This is a genomic window from Mesorhizobium sp. M0292 (assembly GCF_040321695.1).
GTDB lineage: Bacteria > Pseudomonadota > Alphaproteobacteria > Rhizobiales > Rhizobiaceae > Mesorhizobium.
On record NZ_JAMYSB010000005.1, the window covers coordinates 106793 to 122617 of the forward strand.

Consider the following 15825-nt stretch of genomic DNA (forward strand, 5'->3'; position numbering starts at 1 on the left):
GTTACTGGTTTGACTGGCCATCTGGTCAGGTCGCGGCAGTTCGAGCCGCTCCGCACATATAGTCATCATCGCGCCTGAAAACACGGAGCCCCGCCAATGGCCCTCGCCGCCCACAAATTCGAGACCGACGACACACTGCTCGACGCCTATTCGACGACAGTCGCCGACGCCGTCGACCGCATCGGCCCAGCCGTCTGCCGCATCGAGCGCGTCGGTGGCCAAGGTGGCCATGGCTCCGGCTTCGTCATCACCCCGGACGGGCTGGTGGTTACCAATTTCCATGTCGTTGGCGATGCCAAAACGGTGCGCGTCTCTATGCCCGACGGCGCCTCCAGCGAAGGCCGCGTGCTAGGCCGCGACCCCGACACCGACATCGCGCTGGTGCGCGCCGATGGCAGCTTCACCGAAGTCGCGCCGCTCGGCGATTCCAAGCGGCTGCGGCGCGGCCAGATCGCCATTGCCATCGGCAATCCGCTCGGCTTCGAATGGACCGTAACGTCAGGCGTGGTCTCCGCACTTGGCCGTTCGATGCGCGCCTCGACGGGGCGGCTGATCGACGATGTCGTCCAGACCGATGCCGCGCTCAATCCCGGCAATTCCGGCGGACCGCTGGTGTCGTCGGCAGGCGAAGTCATCGGCGTCAACACCGCCATGATCCACGGCGCGCAAGGCATCGCCTTCGCGGTCGCTTCCAACACCGCCAACTTCGTCATTTCGGAGATCATCCGCTTCGGCCGCGTGCGGCGCGCCTTCATCGGCATCTCGGCCGACACCACCAGTTTGCCGCGCCGCGCAGCGCTCCTGTCGCAGGTGACCACCAGTACTGCGGTGCGGCTGCGCAGCGTCGAGAAAGACGGACCCGCGGCGAAGGCCGGCCTCAGGGAAGGCGACATCATCGCGGCGATAGACGGTCGCCCGGTCACCGGCGTCGACGACCTCGTGCGCATGCTCGACGCCGAACGCATCGGCCGCGAGACGCTATGCACAGTGGTGCGCCGCACCGGCGTCAGCCAGGTGACGGTGACGCCGGTAGCAAGGGCGAGCTGAGCCTTTATCGAGGCTTGAGCACCCGCCCGAGCAGCGACACCAGCAGTCGCGCAAGGTCACCGGTCGGGTCGAGGTCGGGATCGTAGATCGTCATGTCCAAGCCGGTGCAGCGCTGGTCCGCTGCCAGCGCCGACAGAATGGCAACGAGTTCATCGGGGTCGATGCCGGGGCTGCCGGGCGAATCCACCGCCGGCATCACCGTCTGGTCGAGCACATCGACATCGAGATGCAGCCAGTAGGGACAGCCGGCGCGCGCCAGCGTCGCTCTTGTCTTTTGCAACACTCCAGCCGCGCCGAGTTCCTGCGCGGCAAAGACGTCGATGCGCGTCACGGCGGTCGCATTGATGTCGGGCCAGGCAAAATCGGCATCGCGGCTCTCGCGTTCGCCGATCTGAACCACCGCCTCGTCGGCGACGAGCGGACCGACAACACCTGGCCATTGCGCCAGCAAAGCCTCGCCGCGTCCGGTGGCAAGTGCCAGATCCATGCCGGCAACCGAGCCGAGTGAGGCATTGACATCGTAGTTGCCGGGATGGCGGAAATCGCTGTGGCCATCGACATGGACCAGGGCGACTGCGCCCGAGCGCCGCGCGGCGACCAGTGCGCCAAGCAGGATCGAGCAGTCGCCGCCGATGATCAGCGGGAACTCGCCTTGCCCAAGCGCACCGGTGACGATCTCGGCAAGATCGAGGTTGAAGCGGCGGATCGCCGGACCATTACGCAGCCTAGTGCCCGGTTGCGTTCGGTACTGTAGGCGGGTCTGTCGAGATCGACCACCCGCCCCGGCGCCAGCGACTCGATCAAACCAGCTTGGCTCAGCGCCTGCGGCGCACGCCAGGTGCCGGGCACATGGCCCGGCTCCAAGGGCCGAAGGCCGAGATTGGATGGCGCACGAACAAGGCAGATGTCACGCATGCGGCAGGCCCAGCTTCAACATCACCAACATAGACCGCATGGTGCGGGTCCGGCCACAGCGGCCGGAGCCGCTGCCGACATTTGCTGCCATTGTTCAGGCGCCCGCCGCGCCCGCCGCGAATTGCGCCTGAAATTCCGGGCTGAGCGGGATCGGCTTGATGACGTCGATCAGCACGCCATTGGGATCCCTGGTGATGAAGTGGCGCTGGCCGAAGGGTTCGTCGCGCAGCGGGCACAGGATCGGCAGGCCGGCCGCAACGATCCGTTCATAGACAGCGTCAGAATCCCTCACCTCGAAATTGATCAGCAGCCCCGATGTGCGGCCGCGCCCCTCCTCGGGGATCGTCTCGTGGTCGCCTTGGACGATGCCGAGATTGACGCGGCGATCCTCGGCAGACTGCAGGTGCACATACCAGTCGCTCGCAAACAGCGGCTTGAAGCGGAAGTGATTGATATAGAAGGCTTTCGTGCCGGCTACGTCGCCCGTCATCAGCACCGGATAATAGCTCGTCGTCTTCATCTTTCTTTCTCCCGTCAGCCAACATACAGTTTGCATGCCATTCGAAATAACATACAGGCTGCATGTATGCAACGAGAAACCCCGCGCCGCTCCAACCGCGACCGCACCGAAGCGACGCGCGCCGACCTGATCGCCGCGGCGCGCAAACTGTTCATCGAAAAGTCCTATGCCGAGACCGGCACGCCGGAGATCGTTGCGGCCGCCGGCGTCACCCGCGGCGCGCTCTATCACCACTTTGCCGACAAGCAGGCGCTGTTTGCCGCTGTGGTCGAGCAGGAGGCGGCGGCGGTGGCGCAAGAGATCGAGCGCGCCTCGCCGCCTTCTTTGTTTGCCTTCAATGCGCTGATTGCCGGCTCGGACGCCTATCTCGCCGCCATGCGCGCGCCCGGCCGCACGCGGCTTTTGCTGCTCGACGGACCGGCCGTGCTTGGCCGCGCCGCCATGGATGCGATCGACAATCGCCACGGCAACCGGTCGCTGCGCGAAGGCCTGGTTGCGGCGATGCGCGAACAGTCGATGACCAGACTGCCTGCCGATGCGCTGACCGCTTTGCTCGCCGCCGCCTTCGACCGCGCAGCACTTGCCGTCGAGGCCGGCGCCTCGGCCGAAGACTATCGCGCCGTGCTCATGGCTCTGATCGATGGGCTGTCTCCGGCTCTCCCTCAGGCAGGTCGTCCGGTTCGAACTCGTTGAAGCAGCCGAGCTGGCGTTTGAACTGGTCGATCAGCCAGGCCGCCGCCGGTTTCGGGCTGCGGTCGGCGCGGTGCATGGCGTAGAGCGATGAGCGCACCTCGCTAAATGGTTCAAGGTCGAGTTCCACCAGCCTGCCGCTGGCCAAATCGTCCGCGATCAGCCAGCGCGGCAACCCGCCCCAGCCCAGCCCCTCGCGCATCAACGTATGCTTGATACGCACATCTGTCAGCCGCCATGTACGATAGGCAAAGACGCCGAAGTCGCGTCCCTTGGTGCGTTCCGACTGGTCGGTGACAACCAGCTGGGTGTGCTCTCGCGCATCCTCGAGCGCCACCGGTTTCGGCAGCAGTGCCAGAGGGTGGGTGGGGGCGGCAGCCAGCACGATCGACATGAAGCCGATGCGCACGAGATGCACGTCGACCTCGCCCAGCAAGCCACCGATGCCAAGATCCGACTGCCCGCTGACGACATGGTCGGGGATCAGACCGAGCGTGCCGATATGCAGTCGCATCATCACGGTCGGGAACTGCGCCTCGAATGCCTTAAGCACCCGCACCAGCACTGGCGAGGGCAGCGCCGCGTCAACCGACAGCGCAACTTCAGCCTCCAGCCCCTGATGGTGACCGTCGGCACGCGAACGGATGCGCTGCAGCATGCCGACCATGCGCCGGGCGTCCTCCAGCATCGCCCGGCCGATTTCGGTCAGCTGCGGCTCGCGCGTGCCCTCGCGCTCGAACAGTTTCAGGCCAAGCTGCGCTTCAAGATTGGCGATGCCGTAGCTGATGACGGACTGCGCGCGGTTAAGCTTGCGGCCGGCGGCTGAGAAGCTGCCGGTGTCGGCGACCGCAACCAGGATCTGTAATTGGTCGAGCGTCGGATTGGGCTGCACGGCATACCTACTTTATGGATGGATCATATAGATAATATACCAGTTTTTTGAATGGGTCGGTAGGCCCATATCAGGCGGGAGAAATCAATTCCCACTGGAGAGAACCGCTATGTCTATCCTGCTTGTAACCTCGAGCCCGCGCGGCGCTGCCTCGCACTCGACCCGTATCGCTACCGAATTCGCTGAAAAGCTCGTCGCCGCCGACCCGTCGAATACGCGCGTCGTACGCGACCTCGTGGCCAACCCGCTGCCGCATATCGACACCGATTATGCGACCGGCATCTACACCCCCGTTGAAGCCCGCACGCCGCGCCAGGCCGAAGTCGTCGGCGTCTCCGACATCGTGCTTGACGAACTGTTCGCAGCCGACACCGTGATCCTGGCCACCGGCTTCATCAACTTCAACATCTCCTCAACCCTGAAGTCCTGGGTCGATCACATCTCCCGCTCCGGCAAGAGCTTCTCTTATGGCGAGGGTGGTCCCAAGGGCCTCGTCACCGGCAAGAAGGTCTATATCGTACTCGCCTCGGGCGGCATCTATTCCGAAGGTGCGGCCGTGCAGTTCGATCACGCCATCCCCTATCTGCGCGGCGTGCTCGGCTTCCTCGGCATGACCGACGTCGACGTCATCCGCATCGAAGGCGTCGGCATGGGCCCTGATGCCGTCACCGCCGCACTTGCCAAGGCGACCGCCAAGGTCGATGCCGTGGTGGCCAAGACCGCGAGCGCGCAAATCGCCGCGTAAGCACACCCCGTCATTCGCATTGAAAGGCAGGCGCTTCGGCGCCTGCCTTCTTGCAGTCCGGGGCCGAGAGCAGGGTCCACCGGCAGATGGCGTGGTGTTCGTGGCGGGGTTTTCGATGGCTGCCAACTATTCTTGCCCGTCCATCAGCTGGCCCTCATAGGCTTGGAGCCCCCGGCATCGCCATCGGATTTGCCGTTGGTCCACGGCCAATCTGTTTTTGCACCGACGGATCGGGCTAAACTCGTGCATCCCTGTCAAAACAGAGAGGCAACTTATGGCCGAATGTCGGAGTGGAGGAGAGAACAACGGAATTGTCGCAAGCGCTGTTGCCGACGACGATCCGCGTCTCGCGTTCATCTATCAGGAGGCGGTGAGAGGTCTCACTCAACAGCAGACGCTTGTGGAGAACATGAGCACCCGCGCCGGCAGCCTTGTCTTTGCCACCGCATTTGCCAACTCGCTACTCGGCGGTGCGGCGCTTTCCAACGGGCTTGGGCTTTGGGATTGGACCGCAGTGGCCCTGTTGTTCGGCATCGGCGGGCTGATCGTCTTCATGCTTTGGCCCTATCACCAATATACATTCCGCTTCGATCCGGAAGATCTGCTTGATCAATATGTCGACGGCGACAGGCCGACGACAATGTCGGCCATGCGCCGCGCGCTTGCCCTTCGGATCAAGGCGGACATGGCCGGCAACTGGCGAATTATCCAGCGGCTCCGGCTGGCGTTGCAGATTGCGCTGGTTTTTCTGCTGCTCGACATCCTGGCTTGGCTTTTGGCAATTGCGGGCATCTGATCACGTCTCAAGGTGCACCGGCCTCGGTCGCGCATCATACCTGCGTCCTAGGAAATGGACAGGATCTCAAGTTCGCGCGGCCCTAGCTGGACAAAGTCGCCAACGGTTTTTCCGGTCAGCGCGATGGCAACCGGCGAACCATGCGATATGGAAGCTTCAGACGGGTTGGCCTCATCCTCTCCGACGATGCGGAAGGTCTGAGTGCGGCCATCATCACGCTTGAAGGTAACGGTGTGCCCGAAGGCGATCGCCTCATTAGAGGTGGGCACCGGCATAAGCTGAGCCGTACGCACGCGCTCGGCATAGTAACGCATATCTCGAACCGGAACCGCTGACTGGCGTCGCCGCTCATTGACATCTTCCAGCACGCTAGCGGCCTCGAGAGCTTGCTGGGCGCGAGCCAATTCAACCTGCAGCATCTTGAGGCCCGCTTCCGTGACAAGGTTGATCCGATCGGAGATAGGGCGAGCCGGCAGGATGGTTTCCGATGCAGCCTCGGCGCTTTCCTCCTTGGCAAATGCTACGCTCAATTGTCGAGACTTTCTGCTTGCGGCCCACTGCCGCTATTCGAGATTCTGGCGACGAATGACCGGCGCAAAACCTACGTTCGGCACCTCGACCAGTCCGGCCCTTACCCGAACATCCTCTCGCCTTGCTCGTCGACCAGTTGCATGCCCTTCTTGATCGAGATGTCGACGGCGTCGTCCAGTCCGGCAAAGCGATCGGCGCGGATGAATTTGTGTTCCTTCATCACGCCGTCGACCTCCTTCGAAACCACGCCGCAGGTCTGGTATTGGCCCCCCTCCGCCTTGTAGGGCGTGGCGCTGATCAAAAATCCCTTGTGCTCAACCTGCTTTGCCGGTGCTGCGCTCTTGGGCTCGCCCCCCTCACCGCCACCACCGAAAAGACGCTTCAGAAAAGACATGGGGCTTCCTCCAACGGCAATCATCCTGCACCACGTCTCGCGGTGCAGGATGATTTTCAGTACCGTTCCTCAGTCGAACGGGCAAGCGTTCTCGCCAGGGGTCAACCGCGCGATAGCGCTTCCAAGGCTTCAGCGGCGGCTTCCAGGACTGCAATCGCCTCGGCCTGCTTTTCAGCCGGCGCGTCGACGAGATCGCCGAGCGCGGCACGCAGCCGGTGGCGCACGGCGCGGAACTCGTCGCGGGCTTCCGAGCGACCCCGTCCACCACGCCGTCCGCCTTCCTCGCCGTCGTCGTTCCAGCCGAACCAGTCCCGCGCTTTGGCCATCTTGCGGCCGAAGCGCTCGAGATGCTCGAGCACGCCGTCGATCATCTCGCGGTTCTCGGCGAGATGCGCCTGGCCCGCCTCGGTGATCGAAAACACCTTCTTGTTGCCGTCGGCGGCTGAAGCCGCATAGCCGGCCTCTTCCAGGAAGGTCAGCGTCGGATAGACGACGCCCGGGCTCGGGCTGTAGATGCCGCTGGTGCGCTCTTCCAGCGCCTTGATGATGTCGTAGCCGTGGCGAGGCGCCTCGGCCAGCAGCGACAGCGTGATCAGCTTGAGATCGCCGTCGGCCAGCATGCGCCCGGCACGAAACATGTCGCCCGGGCCGCCGCGTCCACCGCCACGTCCGCCGTGGCCGAACGGACCAAAGCCGCCGCCCCCTCTTCCACCAAATTTGCCTGCCATGTGCAGGAATGCGCGCTCGGCGCGCTCGCCAAAGGGATGATGCCTGTGCATGAATTGCTCCTTGAGTTATATCTTACGATACATCTTAATTAGGCTTACCCCGCCGACGAGTCAAGATATATCTTACGATGCATCTAAAGGCGGCGCCAGAAGGTTGATTTCGCCGCCGCCGGCAGCTAGAAAGCGCGTGAGGGCCAAAACCTCTCCGTAAGCGTCTGACGTCAAGCAACGCATCCACCCCGGTCTTTCCGGGCAGTTCCGCCGGAAACCCGGCGCAATGGATGCCAAATGCGACGGACCGGATGTTTCAGGAAAATCCAAAAATGACCACGACCCGTAAGCGCGGCAAGCTGCCGGCGCGCTATGCCGCGATCGTCAGTCCGCTGGTGCTGTCGCTGCTGATGACCTTCATCGTCTCGTTCATATCGACGCTGAAAAGCCTTGGACTGCGACCTGATTTGCCGGCTGTCTGGCTCACTGCCTGGGGCCTGTCCTGGCTGGTAGCGTTCCCAACGTTGCTCATGGTGCTGCCGGCGGTGCGCCGCATTGTCGGCTGGCTTTGCGAGCCGGCGTCCCGGTAACGCCCATGACGGTAAGGCCCGCAGATATCTTCGGGCCTTGCCTCGCTACCAGCGGCCCTTGCGCCGGTTCCAGGCATAGAGAAGATCGGCGAAACGATCATAGGCCAAGCGCGTCAGCGGCAGCGCGGCCGGATTGCCGAAGAGCGTCGCCAGCCAGCCCTCGCCCGGCGTCGCCCGCCAGACGGCAACCGCGACATCGGCGCCGACCAGCAGCCTGCCTTCGGCATCGGTGGCATGCAGCCGGCGGCGTATGTCCTCCAGCGAGGCGCTGTAGCCAGAGAGCGCCGCCGGTTCGAGGTTGATGTCGCGGAATTCGATCCGCCCGGCCTTGATCGCCTCGATCAGCCGCCGTTTCTGCCGGGTGATGCCGCCATCGCAAACCGGGCAGCGTGTGTTGTACCAGACGGTCAGCGCAGGCTTGGACATGGAGCGACTATCACCCTGACGGCACGGCCCCGCAATATGACGCCGAGCCGCACGGACCCGCGCCCAGCGCTATCCAAGCGAAGTGACGATCTCGCGATAGGCAAATTCCGGGAAAGCCTTGAGCGTTCGCGTCTTGACGCTGCCACCCGTTGCCAGCATCAGGGCGAAACGAGCAAGCACAGCATCGTCGGGCGCCTCGATAATCGCCACCATGTCATATTCGCCCATAGTCAGGTAAAACGCCTTGAACGAGCCGCCCATGTCGGCCAGTTGCTTCTTGGCGGCATCGAGCCGCTTCGGCGACTCTCGGATATTTCTGGCGCCCTGTTCCGTCCAGTTCATCAGCAGGATGTAGGTTGTCATCACACACCTCCCTCCGGCGCCACGGAGCACGGCTGAGGACATCAGCCGGGGCGGACATCCGGTTTTTCGCCCAGAACATGCATCCGACCAGGCAAGTATCCTCCCGACGGAGATGGGCGACAAGAGCCTTCACCCGGCAACGAAAAGGGCGCCATCGGCGCCCTTTTCGAATGCTGGTCTGTTGCCGGTATCAGCTGTCGAGGAAGCTCCTCAGCTTGCGGCTCCGGCTCGGGTGCTTGAGCTTGCGCAGCGCCTTGGCTTCGATCTGGCGGATACGCTCGCGCGTCACCGAGAACTGCTGGCCGACTTCTTCCAGCGTGTGGTCGGTGTTCATGCCGATGCCGAAGCGCATGCGCAGCACCCGCTCCTCGCGCGGCGTCAGCGAGGCGAGCACCCGCGTGGTGGTCTCGCGCAGATTGGCTTGGATCGCCGCATCGATCGGCAGGATCGCCATCTTGTCCTCGATGAAATCGCCCAGATGCGAATCCTCTTCGTCACCCACAGGGGTTTCGAGCGAGATCGGCTCCTTGGCGATCTTCAAGACTTTGCGCACTTTTTCGAGCGGCATTGCGAGCTTTTCTGCCAGTTCCTCCGGCGTCGGCTCGCGGCCGATTTCATGCAGCATCTGGCGCGACGTGCGCACGATCTTGTTGATCGTTTCGATCATGTGCACCGGGATGCGGATGGTGCGCGCCTGGTCGGCAATCGAACGCGTGATCGCCTGCCGGATCCACCATGTCGCATAGGTCGAGAACTTGTAGCCGCGGCGGTATTCGAATTTGTCGACCGCCTTCATCAAGCCGATATTGCCTTCCTGGATCAGGTCGAGGAACTGCAGGCCGCGATTGGTGTATTTCTTAGCGATGGAAATGACGAGGCGCAGGTTGGCCTCGACCATTTCCTTCTTGGCGATAGCGGCTTCGCGCTCGCCCTTCTGCACCTGGTTGACGATCTTGCGGAATTCCAGGATCGAGATCGCCGTCTCGGTGGCGAGGTTCTGGATTTCCGAACGCAGATCCTTGATCGCGTCCTTCTCGTTCTTGGTGAATTCCTTCCAGCCGCGCGAGGTCAGGTTGCCGATCGAGCGCGTCCAGTTCGGGTCGAGCTCGGAGCCCTGATATTCCTTGAGGAACTCCTCGCGGCGCACGCCATAGCTTTCGGCTAGGCGCAGCAGCTTGCCTTCGTTCTGCACCAGGCGCTTGTTGATGTCGTAAAGCTGCTCGACCAGCGCCTCGATGCGCGCCGTATTGAGCGACAGCGACTTCACCGCCTTGATCAGCTGGTCCTTCAGCTCCTTCAGGCGGCGGTCCTGGCTGGGCGACAGCGTGCCGGTCGCGGCCAGACGGTTTTCGACCTGCTGGTCCTGCAGCTTGCGCAGCTTCTTGTAGGTGTCGGCGATGACGTCGAGCGTCTCCATCACCTGCGGGCGCAATTCCGCTTCCATCGCCGCCAGCGACAGGCTCGCCTCGTCCTCGTCTTCCTCGTCGTCATCGACCAAGCCGCGCGTGTCGGCGCCGACATTGGTGATGTCGTCTTCCTCGTCGCGTCCACGCCTCGGCTTGTCCTCGGCCTTGGGCGCCTCCTCGATGCGCTCGACCACCGGCGCCTGCTTGGCTTCGGGGCCCGCATAGGTGGCTTCGAGGTCGATGATCTCGCGCAGCAGGATCTTGGATTCGTTGAGCTCGTCACGCCAGATGATAATGGCCTGGAAGGTCAGCGGGCTTTCGCAGAGACCCGCGATCATCGTCTCGCGGCCGGCCTCGATGCGCTTGGCGATCGCGATTTCGCCCTCGCGCGACAGGAGCTCGACCGAGCCCATCTCGCGCAGATACATGCGCACCGGGTCATCGGTGCGGTCGGTCGGCTCTTTCTTGGTGGTCGTAGCGGCGACGGCGGTGCCGGTCTGCTCGGCCAGTTCGTTGGCGTCTTCCTCGGCGTCGGCATTGCTGTCGGCGGCCTCGGGCTCCTCGCTCTGATCGTCGTCCTCGACCACGTTGATGCCCATGTCGGACAGCATCGCATTGATGTCTTCGATGCGATCCGGATCGGTCTCTTCCGACGGCAGCACCGCGTTCAGTTCGTCGAGAGTCACATAGCCGCGCTTCTTGGCGGCCTTGATCATCTTCTTGACAGCATCATCGGAAAGGTCGAGCAGAGGCCCATCGGTGGCGCCTTCACGTTCGGTCTCGACCTCTTCCTTTTCCTTTGTCGCCATAGTCTTTATCTTCTCCTAGCGGCCGAGCATCGAAGCCGCCTAGCTGCCGCACCGGTCAAACTACATGCGCTGGTGGCGCTTAACCGGGCCGGTAACCGAATCAACTCTTTTGTTTGTTCATATCGTGCCCCCAAAACCGGTTTTCACTTTTGGGCGATATGCATTAAGTCCAGATTAACCCTGATATCTGTGGCAGGCTGACAGCCTGTCCAGTGATCAGCACCTCGCGTCAGTGCATTCCATCGACGCCGGCACGGGTTAAGGTTTCGAATCGTCCTGATTCCGTCATTCTGCCAGAAGGTCAAGCGCCTCTCGCATGATTCGCATCAAAAAAGCGAATCAATTACCCGACTTAGAGGCGTCGATTCGACGCGCAGCACGTACATCATCCATTCTTGCGCAGGTTTCGACCTACACGCGCCCACCCCTGCCCGAGGACACACCGAAGCCTTCGATCAGCGCTTCCGTTGCTTGTACATCACGGAATTGCGCCTGAATCTCGATGAGGTGCCGGTAGTTTTCGTCAGTGGGATCGCTGGCGAGCGCTGCTTCCGCCTGTTTCAGCTCCTTATGTAAGGTGCGCGCGCTGCGCTGCAAGTGCAGCGCCTGGTTGAAGGCGTCGCGGGCATCGTCAAGCGCTGCGGTTTCCAGCGCGGGCCATTGCCTGGCCCGTTGGATGAGCGCCACGGCGCGCCCCCAGATATCGCTGCAGCCGGCACGTTCGATGGTGGCGATCACCGCGCTACGGTCATTGGCCATGTCGTGCGCCATCGCATCGAGGATGGCGGCGTGCAGCCGCTGCAGATCGGTGTTGGCGAGATCGAGGAACTCGACATGGGCGAAGTTCTCGTCGATCAGCGGCGGATGGTTGACGAGGGCTACGATGATCGTCGCCTCGCGCACCGACATCATCTCGCCACCGCGTTTGACCATGGCGGAGCGGCCGAGGCTTTCGGTGATCGCGGCGCGCGCGCCTGCCCCGCTGCCTTTGGCGAACTGTCCGCCGGGTGCGGGCGTTTTGCCCTGCCCCGGTTTCCAGTCCTGGCGACCTTGCCGCACTTCGCGCTGGGCGCTGAAGAAGGTCAGCTCCCGCTCGCGCATCCACTGCTGGTAGTGGTAGCGCTGGCTCTCATCGCGGATGCGGCTGGTCAGTTCGCGTAGCGTCTTTGTCAGCCCCGCCCGCCGCTCCGGCGTGTCGAAGACGCCACCGGATGTCTCACGCATCCACAACAAATCAGCGAGAGGCCGCGCTTCCGCCAGCACGGCACGAAACGCGTCCGGCCCTTCTGCCTTGACCAGATCGTCGGGATCCTTGCCCTCCGGCAACAGCGCAAAGCGCACCGACCGCCCGGCCTGCACCGACGGCAGCGCGAGATCCGCGGCGCGCCACGCCGCCTTCAGCCCGGCCTGGTCGCCGTCGAAGCACAGCATCGGCTCAGGCGCCATGCGCCACAGAAGTTCGAGTTGGTTTTCGGTGAGCGCGGTGCCGAGCGGCGCCACGGCATTCTCGAAGCCGGCCTGCGCCAGCGCAATCACGTCCATATAGCCTTCGACGGCAATCACCGTGCCGCCTTTCGCCAGCGCTTTGCGGGCGCGGGCGAAATTGTAGAGCACGTTGCCCTTGTGGAAGAGCTCCGTGTCGGGCGAATTCATGTATTTGGCCAGCGCATCGGGCGCCAGTGCGCGGCCGCCAAAGGCGATGATCTTGCCGCGCGAATCCGGGATCGGGAACATGATGCGATCGCGGAACCAGTCATAGGAGACCGGGATGTCGTCGCCATGACGCACCAGCCCGCAGGCCTCGATGTCGGCCTTGGGCACACCCTTGGCGGCAAGATGTTCCTTCAGCGCATTGCGGCTGTCGGGCGCAAAGCCCAGCCGGAACGATTGCTGCGTCGCCGGCGTCAGCCCGCGATCCCTGAGATAGGCGCGGGCTTTTGCACCCTCCGGTCCTTGCAGCCGCTCCTGGAAGAAGGCAGTCGCCATCTCCATGACATCGGTCAGACTGGCGCGTTCCTTCTCACGCTGTTCTTCCCGCTCGTCGCGCACCGGCATCGGCACGCCGGCCATGTCGGCGATCTTCTCGACCGCTTCGGGAAAGCTTAATCCGTCGAGCTCGGTCAGGAACTTGAAATGATCGCCCGACACCGAACAGCCGAAACAGTGATAGCGGCCCTTCTTGTCCTCGCAGTGGAAGGAGGGGCTCTTTTCGCCATGGAACGGACAACAGGCCCAATAGTCGCCGCGCGAGGCGTTGGTCTTCTTCCTGTCCCATGCGACGCGCTGGCCGATGACCGATGAAATCGGCACACGGTCGCGTATCTCATCGAGAAAGGCGGGCGGAAAGCGCATTGGGGAACTCGTTTGTCCCTCATATAATCATGCTCGCGGAATCCGACGACCCTTATTGCGGACCATACCCGGTTTCCACAGCCAAAAAGCCCGGTTTCTACAGCCAAAAGAAAGGCGGCCGTTTCGGGCCGCCTCCTTTCAAGTCTCTGCATTGCGCCGGCGAGGCCGGGCTTAATGCGCGGCAATGGCGCCGAAGATGATGCCGGACAGGACGCAGACCAGCACATAGTCGTTGCCGACGCGGATCCATTCCTGGCCGCGGCCGGGGCGATGCAGGCCATAGCGGCCATAATCGCGGATCGGCTGGTGCCGCTTCCAGCTGGAATATTTCTGGCCATTGCGCCAATGGCTGCGCTTGACGACCACCGTCTTCTTCACGACGCGCTTCCTGACATCGACATGCTTGCCGGGCCTCTGCCAGTCGACCCGCGTGTAATTCGACTGCGGTGCGACCGGTGCGTTCACCGGTGCGGCCTGGCCGGTAAGCGAAGTGGCGGCCAGCATCGAGAAAGCGAGGGCGGAAAGAACAACACGTTTCATAGCGGGGCTCCTTGGTTGTCGATGCCTAGGGAATAGCGCCCGAAGGATGAACCGAAACTGAACACTAGCATTACATTTACGTAATGAAATCCGGTGCTTATCCTGGATATTTGAACATCATCGCAAAGGCGATTGCCGGGAGTCCGGCAAACCGGGACGATCCGCTGCCATCACCAGGGATCCGCCATGCAACCATTTGCGCATCCGTCCATTTTCCGACACGCCCTGTCGCGCCGCGACGGCTCTTGAAATCGACAAGATTTTATTACCCGGCTAAAATATTCCGGATATTGTTCAAGACTGTCATGACCATGATTCGCAGCCCCGTTTTCCTCCCTGCACTGCGCGCCCTCCGCGTCGCGGTAGCTGTCTGCGTGCGGGTTTCGAAATGAGCGGCTCCGTCGTCCTGCTGCATCTGGCGGGCGCGGTGGCGCTGATGCTGTTTGCCACCCGCATGGTCAAGACAGGCGTCGAGCGCGCCTATGGCGACGTGCTGCGTCACCGGCTGCGCTCCACCATGCGCAATCCGATCATGGCGGTGCTGGCCGGCTGCGGCCTGTCCATCGCGCTGCAGAGCTCGACCGCCGTCACGCTTCTCGTCGGCTCCTTCGCCGGCGCCGGCATCGTCTCGGGCATGTCGGGCCAATTGGCTGTGCGCGGCGCCGAGATCGGCTCGGCGCTGGTGGTCAAGCTCTTGACCTTCGATCTGACGCTGCTGGTGCCGATCTGCCTCGTCGCCGGCACGGTCATGTTCATGGCCACCGAGCGGCGCGATTGGCGCCAGTTCGGCCGTATCCTGGTCGGCATCGGCCTTCTGGTACTGTCGCTGGAAATGATCGGCCAGGCGTCGGAGCCGCTGCGGCAGAGCACGCTGATGCCGCTCATCATCGAATATTTCTCCAGCGACTACGTCACCGCCTATCTGCTCGCCGCGCTCGTTACCTGGCTCTTCCACTCCTCGATCGCCGCCGTGCTTTTGATGGTGACGCTGGCCGGCCGCGGCTTCATCCCGCCCGAACTCGGCATCGTGCTGGTGCTCGGCGTCAATCTCGGCTCGTCGATCATCGCGCCGCTGCTCACCCGAAGTGCCGAACCTGGCGTGCGCGTCGTGCCGATCGGCAATCTGTTGATGCGCGGCATGGGCTCGCTGATGATGCTGATCCTGTTCATGACGCTGAAGCCGCCGGTCGCCTTCCTCGGCGCCACCGTGCCCGACCAGATCGTCAACGCCCACATCCTGTTCAATGTGCTGATCCTGCTCGCCGGCCTGCCGCTTGCCAGCCTGATCTATCGTGCCTCTGAGAAGATCGTCGCAATGGGCACCAAGCCAGCGCCGGCTACAGAGCTCGATGTGGTCGAACTCTCCGCCCTCAACGACGGCGCGCTCGACGTTCCGAGCCAGGCGCTGGCCAACGCCACCCGCGAGGTGGTGCGCGTCTGCGAGACGGTCGAGATCATGCTCAAGCGCATCATCGAGCTGTATGAAAGCGCCGACGGCGACAAGATCAAGGCGCTGGCCGCCCTTGACGACCGCGTCGACAGGAAGCACGCGGCGATCAAGCTCTATCTGGCCAAATTGACCAGGAACTCGCTCACAGAGGACGAGGCGCTGCGCTGCCAGGAGCTGATAGGCGCCTGCGTCAAGCTCGAGCAGGTCGGCGACATCATCGTGCGCAACATGCTGGTGCATGTGAAGAAGAAGTTCGAGCGCGGGCTGGAGTTCACGCCCGAGGGCTGGAGCGAGCTGCTCGCCTTTCACACCTCGGTGCTGGCCAATGCCAGGCTTGCTTTCAACGTGCTGGTGTCGCGCGACCCTGAGACCGCCCGCCAGCTGGTGCTGGAAAAGGACCGGCTGCGCGACCGCGAAAAGGAAACCAGCGCCAGCCATTTCGTGCGCCTGCGCGACGGCACCGCCAAGAGCGTCGAAACAAGTTCCATCCACCTCGACACCATCCGCGACCTGAAGCAGATCAACTCGCTGCTGGCGTCGATGGCCTACCCGGTGCTGGAAGAGCGCGGGTTGCTGGGTGGGTCGCGGTTGAAGGCAAGCTGATCAAGAAAACCTAAAGCGGCGTCGATAATTTCTGCAT

The 15825-nt window shown here is 63.0% G+C and carries 18 protein-coding genes; 7 read left to right on the forward strand and 11 right to left on the reverse strand.

Features of this window, described 5'->3' with window-relative positions; all coding sequences use genetic code 11:
- The first annotated feature begins 96 nt into the window (after window positions 1–96).
- Entirely contained in the window at window positions 97–1047 is a 951-nt protein-coding gene (locus NKI96_RS09340; RefSeq protein WP_023705829.1) for a S1C family serine protease, read from the forward strand.
- 4 nt (window positions 1048–1051) lie between these two features.
- Here the strand turns inward: NKI96_RS09340 and NKI96_RS09345 are convergent, their stop codons facing one another.
- The gene (locus NKI96_RS09345) at window positions 1052–1687 is read right to left on the reverse strand and encodes an arginase family protein (protein WP_352804279.1); all 636 of its coding nucleotides are present in this window, start codon (window positions 1685–1687) and stop codon (window positions 1052–1054) included.
- Here NKI96_RS09345 and NKI96_RS09350 point away from each other — a divergent pair.
- Complete coding sequence (locus tag NKI96_RS09350) at window positions 1580–1801, forward strand: hypothetical protein (RefSeq protein WP_352803868.1); 222 nt, start codon at window positions 1580–1582, stop codon at window positions 1799–1801. The two genes, NKI96_RS09345 and NKI96_RS09350, sit on opposite strands and share 108 nt — an antisense overlap.
- Window positions 1802–2056: 255 nt before the next feature.
- On the opposite strand, the gene NKI96_RS09355 is transcribed toward NKI96_RS09350, so the two are convergent.
- Window positions 2057–2482 carry a VOC family protein gene (locus NKI96_RS09355; RefSeq protein WP_023713894.1) on the reverse strand — a complete coding sequence of 142 codons (426 nt, stop codon included), beginning with the start codon at window positions 2480–2482 and terminating at the stop codon, window positions 2057–2059.
- Window positions 2483–2548: 66 nt separating this feature from the next.
- On the opposite strand from NKI96_RS09355, the gene NKI96_RS09360 reads away from it, so the two are divergent.
- Window positions 2549–3175 carry a TetR/AcrR family transcriptional regulator gene (locus NKI96_RS09360; protein WP_023731624.1) on the forward strand — a complete coding sequence of 209 codons (627 nt, stop codon included), beginning with the start codon at window positions 2549–2551 and terminating at the stop codon, window positions 3173–3175.
- On the opposite strand, the gene NKI96_RS09365 is transcribed toward NKI96_RS09360, so the two are convergent.
- Window positions 3108–4064, reverse strand: a complete 957-nt coding sequence (locus NKI96_RS09365; protein WP_352803871.1) for a LysR family transcriptional regulator — start codon at window positions 4062–4064, stop codon at window positions 3108–3110. The two genes, NKI96_RS09360 and NKI96_RS09365, sit on opposite strands and share 68 nt — an antisense overlap.
- A 109-nt stretch (window positions 4065–4173) precedes the next feature.
- Between NKI96_RS09365 and NKI96_RS09370 the strand changes: the two genes are divergently transcribed.
- Both NKI96_RS09370 and NKI96_RS09375 read left to right on the forward strand, forming a co-directional pair.
- Window positions 4174–4809 (forward strand): FMN-dependent NADH-azoreductase, encoded by a 636-nt coding sequence (locus tag NKI96_RS09370; RefSeq protein WP_352803874.1) that lies wholly within the window; start codon window positions 4174–4176, stop codon window positions 4807–4809.
- Between the two features lie 217 nt (window positions 4810–5026).
- Window positions 5027–5605: a hypothetical protein gene (locus NKI96_RS09375; RefSeq protein WP_245266126.1), complete on the forward strand. Its 579-nt coding sequence runs from the start codon at window positions 5027–5029 to the stop codon at window positions 5603–5605.
- A 47-nt stretch (window positions 5606–5652) separates the two neighbouring features.
- On the opposite strand, the gene greA is transcribed toward NKI96_RS09375, so the two are convergent.
- The 3 genes from greA to NKI96_RS09390 form a co-directional block, all read right to left on the reverse strand.
- Entirely contained in the window at window positions 5653–6135 is a 483-nt protein-coding gene (gene greA, locus NKI96_RS09380; protein ID WP_352594851.1) for a transcription elongation factor GreA, read from the reverse strand.
- Between the two features lie 101 nt (window positions 6136–6236).
- Entirely contained in the window at window positions 6237–6530 is a 294-nt protein-coding gene (locus NKI96_RS09385) for an HlyU family transcriptional regulator (RefSeq protein WP_023672451.1), read from the reverse strand.
- Window positions 6531–6631: 101 nt separating this feature from the next.
- A complete protein-coding gene (locus tag NKI96_RS09390) occupies window positions 6632–7309 on the reverse strand; it encodes a PadR family transcriptional regulator (protein ID WP_023672450.1) in 678 nt (225 codons plus the stop codon).
- A 272-nt stretch (window positions 7310–7581) separates the two neighbouring features.
- Between NKI96_RS09390 and NKI96_RS09395 the strand changes: the two genes are divergently transcribed.
- Window positions 7582–7839 (forward strand): DUF2798 domain-containing protein, encoded by a 258-nt coding sequence (locus NKI96_RS09395; RefSeq protein WP_023697083.1) that lies wholly within the window; start codon window positions 7582–7584, stop codon window positions 7837–7839.
- A gap of 45 nt (window positions 7840–7884) precedes the next feature.
- Here the strand turns inward: NKI96_RS09395 and NKI96_RS09400 are convergent, their stop codons facing one another.
- The 5 genes from NKI96_RS09400 to NKI96_RS09420 all read right to left on the reverse strand — a co-directional run bounded on the left by NKI96_RS09400 (window position 7885) and on the right by NKI96_RS09420 (window position 13735).
- A complete protein-coding gene (locus NKI96_RS09400) occupies window positions 7885–8265 on the reverse strand; it encodes a thiol-disulfide oxidoreductase DCC family protein (RefSeq protein ID WP_352803879.1) in 381 nt (126 codons plus the stop codon).
- 69 nt (window positions 8266–8334) lie between these two features.
- Window positions 8335–8628, reverse strand: coding sequence for a GYD domain-containing protein (locus NKI96_RS09405; protein WP_023672447.1), 294 nt, complete (start codon window positions 8626–8628; stop codon window positions 8335–8337).
- 190 nt (window positions 8629–8818) lie between these two features.
- Entirely contained in the window at window positions 8819–10843 is a 2025-nt protein-coding gene (gene rpoD, locus NKI96_RS09410; RefSeq protein ID WP_023672446.1) for an RNA polymerase sigma factor RpoD, read from the reverse strand.
- A 411-nt stretch (window positions 10844–11254) separates the two neighbouring features.
- On the reverse strand, window positions 11255–13195 hold the full coding sequence (dnaG, locus tag NKI96_RS09415) for a DNA primase (RefSeq protein WP_352803882.1): 1941 nt from the start codon (window positions 13193–13195) through the stop codon (window positions 11255–11257).
- 171 nt (window positions 13196–13366) lie between these two features.
- Window positions 13367–13735 carry an RcnB family protein gene (locus NKI96_RS09420; protein ID WP_352803885.1) on the reverse strand — a complete coding sequence of 123 codons (369 nt, stop codon included), beginning with the start codon at window positions 13733–13735 and terminating at the stop codon, window positions 13367–13369.
- Between the two features lie 388 nt (window positions 13736–14123).
- On the opposite strand from NKI96_RS09420, the gene NKI96_RS09425 reads away from it, so the two are divergent.
- On the forward strand, window positions 14124–15788 hold the full coding sequence (locus tag NKI96_RS09425) for a Na/Pi cotransporter family protein (protein ID WP_023691517.1): 1665 nt from the start codon (window positions 14124–14126) through the stop codon (window positions 15786–15788).
- Window positions 15789–15825: the final 37 nt, after the last annotated feature.